The following is a 7,188-nucleotide window of genomic DNA, read 5'->3' on the forward strand; positions in this document are numbered from 1 at the left end:
ATCATTGAGTTTATGACAAAGATACCCCTTATTGCGGAAGTTTGACTCAGATTAGCGAAAACATTCCATAAAAACCGCTTATCTATTAGCGCCACTTATGAAATCTCAGGAAAACTAGTGCGGGGTTCTAGATCCCTTGAAAAAAATCGATGATCTCGATTGAGATTAACCAGTCAATAACCAGTCAATATTAAGAATCACTACGCAAAAGGAAAACTTATGAGACAAATTTGAAATGTGATGCCATGTCCACGTTAAGGGATGCAAAAATCTGTCGATTCCAGGATAGACTTAAGTCCATGTAGATTTGAGTCTTAATAGACGAGAGTCTATGAAAGACGATGCAAGATAGCTATCGCCGTCCGAAGTCTTTCGGAGGTATACCCTCTCTGAGCAGCCCGTCGGCAGGTTCTTGCATAGTGCCTGTGCTGTAGGGGTGAGGCGTTCACTCCTGCTTTTTTCAACCTTTTGAACTCACCTGTCATCATCATGACTCCTCATTAGAGGACGTGGAAGGAGGTACCTGTGGATTTCTTGTCCGGTTTCTTAATGCGTTTCGTGGCACAGTTGCAGTCCCCGACGCTCGGTTTTCTAATTGGCGGCATGGTTATTGCTTCCCTCGGGAGCCAACTGCAAATTCCAGATGCAATCTACAAATTTATTGTCTTCATGCTGCTCATGAAGGTGGGCCTGAGCGGCGGCATTGCAATCCGCGAGGCCAATCTGTCGGAAATGTTGTTGCCTGCAATGTTCGCCGTAGTGATGGGGATTCTGATTGTATTTATTGGGCGCTACACGCTAGCCAAGTTGCCAAACGTTAAAGTTGTGGACGCCGTTGCGACCGCAGGTTTGTTTGGCGCTGTGAGCGGCTCCACCCTCGCTGCTGCCCTGACGCTGCTGGAAGAGCAGGGCATCGAATACGAAGCTTGGGCAGGGGCCCTCTATCCTTTTATGGATATCCCCGCGCTCGTGACGGCAATCGTTGTAGCCAGCATTTATCTCAGCAAGCGGAAGCGCGATAAATATTATTTCAGTGAGGATTATGTCAGCAAGCAGTCCGTGGCTGTCGGTGGGTATGCCGACGAGATCAGCGGCCCTGCAAGCAGGTATCCCCGCGGGTCGGGCATTACTGCGGCCGGATATCCGAAAGATCCGGACGTTGCCTCAGGCAAGCGAGTCAGAATCTGGCCCATCGTGAAAGAAAGCCTCCAGGGTTCGGCGCTCTCGGCGCTGCTGCTGGGTCTTGCTTTGGGCATCCTAACCCGCCCAGATAGCGTCTTTGAAAGTTTCTACGAACCTCTCTTTCGGGGGCTACTGTCTGTCCTGATGCTGGTCATGGGAATGGAGGCTTGGTCCCGGCTTGGCGAATTGCGTAAGGTGGCTCAGTGGTACGCGGTCTATGCCGTGGTGGCTCCACTGGTGCATGGACTAATCGCCTTTGGTCTTGGCATGATTGCTCACTTTGCAACAGGGTTTAGCCTCGGCGGTGTTGTGATCCTGGCCGTCATTGCCTGCTCTAGTTCCGACATTTCGGGACCGCCCACCCTGCGAGCGGGTATCCCCTCAGCTAACCCTTCTGCCTACATCGGCGCGTCTACAGCCGTTGGAACGCCAGTGGCGATCGCCCTTGGCATACCGCTTTACATTGGTCTTGCCCAAGCGTTCATGGGTGGCTAATTCCTGCCGAGTCGTGGTCTGCCGGTGTCCGTTTGACCCGGCGACCAACGCAGCGGCTATGCTGAAGCCTGGGTTTTCCAGTCAAATTTTATGTGCCAGTATCTTTTGGCGATCGCCCTTCGTCTCCTTGCATCCGCACCGTTGGGCGATCGCCCTTCATCTTCCCAACACCAACACCGTTGGGCGATCGCCGTGAATATTGCCGAGCGCAAAGTCACCCTCTTTCTCCCCGGTTTCGACAAAACCCAGGTCAAACTCATCCAGTCTGGCCCGGAAGTCACCGTCGAAGCGGGCAACCAGCGCCGCAACATTTCCTTGCCGCCCGAACTCAGCGGCCGCTAGGTACCGGGCGCAAAGTTTCAGGACAGCTTTTTGATTATTTCGTTTTAGGGTTGGCTCTAAAGTGCTGCGCTCTGAGTCGTTTTCTGGATGTTTGAATTGTTCAACCAAAACTCTCGGTCACATAGAAGGAAGAGTCATGGTCGCTTCCGACAAACATAAGGTCAGTACTTCCTTCTGTCTCCACAAGCTGCCCTTTGGCGATGCTGCGGTTTAGAACGCGGATTAGCTGCAATGGGGAAAGGGACTCAAGCTCCACGAAATTTCCTGATGCAAGCCAGGCAAGTTCGGCTTTTGATAGAGCTTGCTTAATTGGAGCTGGCAACTTCGCAGCGGCCTGAGCCATCTCTTTAGAGTTGCGGATAATAAAGTCGCGCCGTGCTGACAAAACTTGTTTTGGCAACAAACCAATGTCGATGATTGTGATGTCGGAGTTTTGAAACCAGTGGGGACTGGTCTGCAACTGATGTGCCAGCGATACCCCCTTAGGGCTGCAATCGTGAAAGGCAAACACCGTCAACTCTGGATTGCGCCGCAGCATTTGCATGACGGTGCCAAAAATCGGTTGGGGGTAGCCATTGATGCTCAAAATGGCGCAGTTGTTTTCAAAGTGAACGTTGTTGCTAATCAGCATTTGGGCGATCGCATCGCTCTGGCAGACCACTAGCCGGTCGAAACTATAGGCTGTGACTTGGGAGTTAAGAACATCCACCTGCTGGCTTGAGGTCAAAAGCTGCTCGGGGGGCGGCAGCATTTTCTCAATGGGGCCGTTGGCTTGAGTCCACTGATCCAGCCACTTGGTCAGGTCGGTACTACTAAATCGGAAGACTTCTGGAATTTTGGCAGCTTTTCGCTTTTGAAAAAAGCCTAACCAAAGCGCTGTGATTGCAACAAGTGCTGTGACTCCAAACTCAAGAACTCCAAACTCAGTAATTAGAACTCCAAACACAATAATTGAGTTTTTCCAGACAGCGAAGACAAAGGCGACGACCGCAAGGAAAGCGCCTATAACTTGCATCATAGTTGCAGATGTTCGACGGCCCTTAGTAGGGACTTTTGGGCTATTGCTATATCGATATAAACCAACAATCCATAACAAATTATAGATTGTGAAAAGTGCAAGAAATATACTCCCTTGAACCATAGAGAAGTTATAGAGGCTGGCAAGCTCAAATAAAACAGGAGTCCACATAAGAGGAGTCACCATGAGAACGATATAGAAAAAAAGACGACCAGTAAAAGGGTAGATGTCACGTCGCTTTAACTTTTGATCAAACCAATAGGAAAACTGCTGCGGCGTGAAGTAGAGGGTATTGTTGGCAGCAAGGTCGGCAATTGCCTTAGCAAAAAAGCCATCTGTAAATTTGAGACTTCCCATTTGGGTTGGCTCAAAGGCAAACGGATGCTGGCATTTTGGGCAGCGGTAATTGTTGCCACTACGCTCTCTATAGTTGCTGTCTGTACCGCATTGAATACATTTCATGGGGCTTCTCCTTGCAAAAAACCTGAGTTATGCAAAAACCTGGTTGCTGATCAGGACTTGATAATCTTCTCGCTGGCGAATCAGTCGGTGAGAGCCGCCCTCCAGCAGCACCTCCGCTGGGCGGGGGCGATGCAGGAAATGGGAGGACATGGCATATCCGTAAGCTCCCACATCGAGAATGGCTAGGATATCGCCAGTTTCAAGTTTGGGCAGTGGGCATTGCCGACCGAGATAGTCGCGGGAGTAGGTAGTGTTTCCACAAACATCCGTGGAGTAAAGGGTTGGAGCGTGGGCAGGGCTGAGGGAGCAGATTTCGCGGTAGCCCCTATGCACTGAAGGAACCGACAGGTTAGCCACAGTTGTGTCAGTGCCCACAATCTGGCGATCGCCCTGCCACTTGACCGAAACCACGCGCGTGAGCAAGGTGGCGCATCCGGCGATCGCGGCTCTGCCCGGCTCAATCACCAACTCAATGGGTCGGTTGAGCTTCTGCAAGGCTTGGGTCATTGCAGCACCAAAGGCTGGCCAGTTAAACGCGGCTCCGCCATGCCGATAGGGATAGCCAAAGCCACCGCCAAAGTCGAGATAGCGCCAGTCGGGTAAAGTTTGGGCAATGTCAATTACACGGTCGATTACTTGGGTAAAGGCTTGGGTAGCATTCGTGCCGGTGCCGCGATAGAAGTGAACCCCTGTGAGTTGCAAGCCCCACTGACGGGTGAGGGCGATCGCCGCTGGAAATTCTTCAGGACGCACACCAATGCGACTCTCTCCGGTTAATTCCGGCACATTCAGGCGCAGTCCCAAGCGCAGACGCTCGGGTTCACTCAACGCTATTCCCGCACCGTAAACTTCGCAGCAAAGCTCCAGTTGTGCCAGGCTGTCTAAATTAAGCGTTGTCACGCCCCAGTCTCGCAGTTGCTGCATTTCCGCAGCGTTGAGATTGCTGCCGCTATAGACGATTTGGGCCGGGTGAAAGCCGGCTTTCAGCCCCAAAAACACATCGCCTGGGGTGTTGGCATGGAGTCCCCACCCCGCCGCTCGAATCATTTGCAGCAGGGCCACATTGCCATTGGTGACGCTGGCAAAGTGAAAGTGGGTTTTGGGATACTCAAAGGCTTGCGTAATGTAATGTAGGGTACATCGCAGGCGATCGCCCTCATACACATACAGCGGTGACCCATAGGTCTCCAGCAAGTCTTGAGCCAGCGTGGGATTGTGGATTAGGAATTCTGCCATTGGTTTAGCCTTCTCCAAAGTTGAGCAGGAAGCCAGAAGGGATGATTCCAGGAATGGGGAAGATCTGCCTCCTTAAGCATGGCTTTGCGCCAGGCTTGCCACATGAGCAGTAGCCACAGGCACTCGCCAATCCGCCGTCCCTGAATTGGGCCCCCCAGGGAACCTGAGACAATTCGAGTGGCAATGTCAGGCTGTAGGTGGGCTTGATCTTGTAAAACTGCCGGATTGAGCCAAATGCCCAAGTCGTGCCATAGGTCGTTGAAACACCAGAGGGTTAAGGGAACGCCCATGCCGCGCTTGGTGCGCCAGACGATTTCAGGGGGTAGCCAGTTCTCAACAGCTCGCTTGAGGATGTATTTCTCGCAAGAACCTTGCAGACACAGTTCATTAGACAGGCGAAACGTCCATTCCGCCAGCGGCACATCACAGAAGGGCGATCGCACGCGCAAGCCGTGGGCAAAGGCCAAAGCCGTCGCGCGGGGCTGGATATTTTGGGCCCCCTTGAGCATTAAATTAGCCCGCCGCAGCCGATGCAGTATAGCAGTTGAGAACTGAGGATCGAGCGCCTCTCGCAGCCATCCCACAGGATTTGGGAATTCGTGCTGGGCTAGGAAATCTGGCTGAAAAACGTGACGTTCGTATCCTGCCAGACGATGAAATGTTTTCAGATATTGCTGATAAAAGGAGTCTTCTGGCGATTGTTCGTTTGATACCAGCTTGCTATAAACCCCTGCCGCAATCAGCGGTTTGTTCGTCCACCCTGCAAACAACTGATCGCCGTGTTCCCCATTAAAGATCACTGAGGTGTCTTGGGCGGCTCGCTGCTTTAGCAGAAACAGGGGAACCGTCACCCCATCACCAAAGGGCAAATCCAGCGCTGCGGCAGTGGGGGCGATCGCCCGGCGAATCCGTTTTGCGGAGGCATCGACCGTGACCAGCGGAATATTTAGGTAATCGGCTATGCACCTGGCATAGTCCAATTCTGACTGTTCAGGAACGCCGAAATCAAGGGAGTAGGCCGTCACCCGCACCCCCAGTTGCACCAGCAGCGCGGCAACGATGGAGGAATCTAATCCTCCTGACAGTAGCACACCGACGGGTTCGTCCTTCAGGTCGGCAGTCTGGCGGCAGATGGAATCTTTGAGGAGAGTCTGGAGCGATCTAACCGCCGTCGGCTCATCGTTAATTTGGTCGCCTGCCTCCTGCCATTCCTGCAATCGCCCCTGGGCCCATTGCAGCGTCCCCGTCTCGTCTAGTTGCCAGGTCTGCTGCATCCCTGCGGGGACAGCCTGGATGCCCTGAGCGGGGGTCAGGGGCGTAGGCACGTAGGAAAAGCAGGTGTAGGCATGGAGGGCGGCTGCATTAATGTCTACAGGCGACCCCGCCAGCAAAAGCTGCAATCGAGACGAAAACCAGAGAACCTGCTGTTGCTGCTGCCAGTAGAGGGGCACTCGTCCAAAGCGATCGCGCCCTAGTTCCAGTCCTACGCTGCCATCAGGACATTGCACCAGCCTTACCCACGCGTCAGGAAGGAGAGAGCCATCCGGTTGCAGATGGGTCAAAATTCCGCCTGCACAGAGGGCAGCTAAGCAGGAAGAAGAGTCGGAGAGTGAGGCGGCGAAGGAAGGAGGGCTGTGGGCAGAATCCAAAGATAAGGTTGCCTGGGGAGTAAGATAGGCGATCGCCCAGCCCCAGGAGTTACGAGCAGCAGACTCTCTAGAAGGAAAAGCAGACTGTCCCCAACAAATCTCCGCTTGGGGGAGAGATAGCTTCTCCAAATGCTGTGCTAGCAGACTTTTCAGGACATCCGGCGGCTTCCAACCCCAGCAACCGATAAACGAGTGAGGTTTCTCCACTGGTGGGGCAAACTTCCACGCTGACATACCTACTGTACTTGAAACTGGGCACTTTCTAGGGGGCGATCGCCCAAAAACATTTCCACAGTCCAGGTTCCGGCGGTCGTGCCAGAACCCAGCGGCATTCGACAGTACGTGTTCCAAACAGGGGTTGTAATCTGCTTGGTTTCATATCGGTTCTGCTTCACAATCACCCCGGTTGGATCAGTCCAGCTACAGCTCAACGTGAGGCGATCGCCCACCGGAGCCTGCTCCAGCGTCACTCGATAAACAACCTCCGGCGATTGCTGTCGATTCACCACCGTCAGATTGCTGCCATCATCTTGCGTCAAGGTAAGGCGGTCTTGCACCGCAGTTACCTGAGACATCTTCGCCTGCCGTTGCTGAAACCCGAAGAATACTGCCGCAATTGTAGCCAGGACAATTGTTCCAGCAATCCAGTAAATACGACGCGAGTTCTTCTCATAACTATCTTGGCCCAGCCGTTGATTAACCCGCACAATCGCCTCATCCACCAAGTCGGCTGGCAGGTTTAACTCCTCCAACCTGCTTGACTGACAAAACGGTGGCAGGCTGAGATGAAAGCCAGGAGGGAAG

The 7,188-nt window shown here is 53.1% G+C and carries 5 protein-coding genes and 1 pseudogene; 2 read left to right on the top strand and 4 right to left on the bottom strand.

The window, feature by feature from the left end; genetic code table 11:
• Window positions 1–525: 525 nt before the first annotated feature.
• Together IGS16_RS06590 and IGS16_RS06595 are read left to right on the top strand one after the other, a co-directional pair.
• Window positions 526–1,677 (top strand): sodium-dependent bicarbonate transport family permease, encoded by a 1,152-nt coding sequence (locus IGS16_RS06590; RefSeq protein WP_297084379.1) that lies wholly within the window; start codon window positions 526–528, stop codon window positions 1,675–1,677.
• Window positions 1,678–1,863: 186 nt separating this feature from the next.
• Window positions 1,864–2,019, top strand: a pseudogene (locus tag IGS16_RS06595) (ArsA family ATPase); the annotation flags it as partial.
• A gap of 100 nt (window positions 2,020–2,119) precedes the next feature.
• On the opposite strand, the gene IGS16_RS06600 reads toward IGS16_RS06595, so the two are convergent.
• The 4 genes from IGS16_RS06600 to IGS16_RS06615 all read right to left on the bottom strand — a co-directional run.
• Window positions 2,120–3,499, bottom strand: coding sequence for a hypothetical protein (locus IGS16_RS06600; protein ID WP_297084381.1), 1,380 nt, complete (start codon window positions 3,497–3,499; stop codon window positions 2,120–2,122).
• 27 nt (window positions 3,500–3,526) lie between these two features.
• Complete coding sequence (locus IGS16_RS06605; protein ID WP_297084383.1) at window positions 3,527–4,735, bottom strand: decarboxylase; 1,209 nt, start codon at window positions 4,733–4,735, stop codon at window positions 3,527–3,529.
• The gene (locus IGS16_RS06610) at window positions 4,720–6,243 is read right to left on the bottom strand and encodes an asparagine synthetase B (protein WP_297084385.1); all 1,524 of its coding nucleotides are present in this window, start codon (window positions 6,241–6,243) and stop codon (window positions 4,720–4,722) included. Before IGS16_RS06610 ends, IGS16_RS06605 begins: the two co-directional genes overlap by 16 nt.
• 377 nt (window positions 6,244–6,620) lie before the next feature.
• Window positions 6,621–7,188: hypothetical protein (locus IGS16_RS06615; protein WP_297084387.1), on the bottom strand; the 568-nt coding region annotated here is incomplete at its 5' end.

Source organism: Thermoleptolyngbya sp. C42_A2020_037 (genome assembly GCF_015272455.1).
Classification (GTDB): domain Bacteria; phylum Cyanobacteriota; class Cyanobacteriia; order Elainellales; family Elainellaceae; genus Thermoleptolyngbya.

What these genes read in the sequence shown, in the direction of transcription:
- IGS16_RS06600 (WP_297084381.1), bottom strand. Translation starts at nt 3,499, where the DNA reads ATGAAATGTATTCAATGCGGTACAGACAGCAACTATAGAGAGCGTAGT.
- IGS16_RS06605 (WP_297084383.1), bottom strand. Translation starts at nt 4,735, where the DNA reads ATGGCAGAATTCCTAATCCACAATCCCACGCTGGCTCAAGACTTGCTG.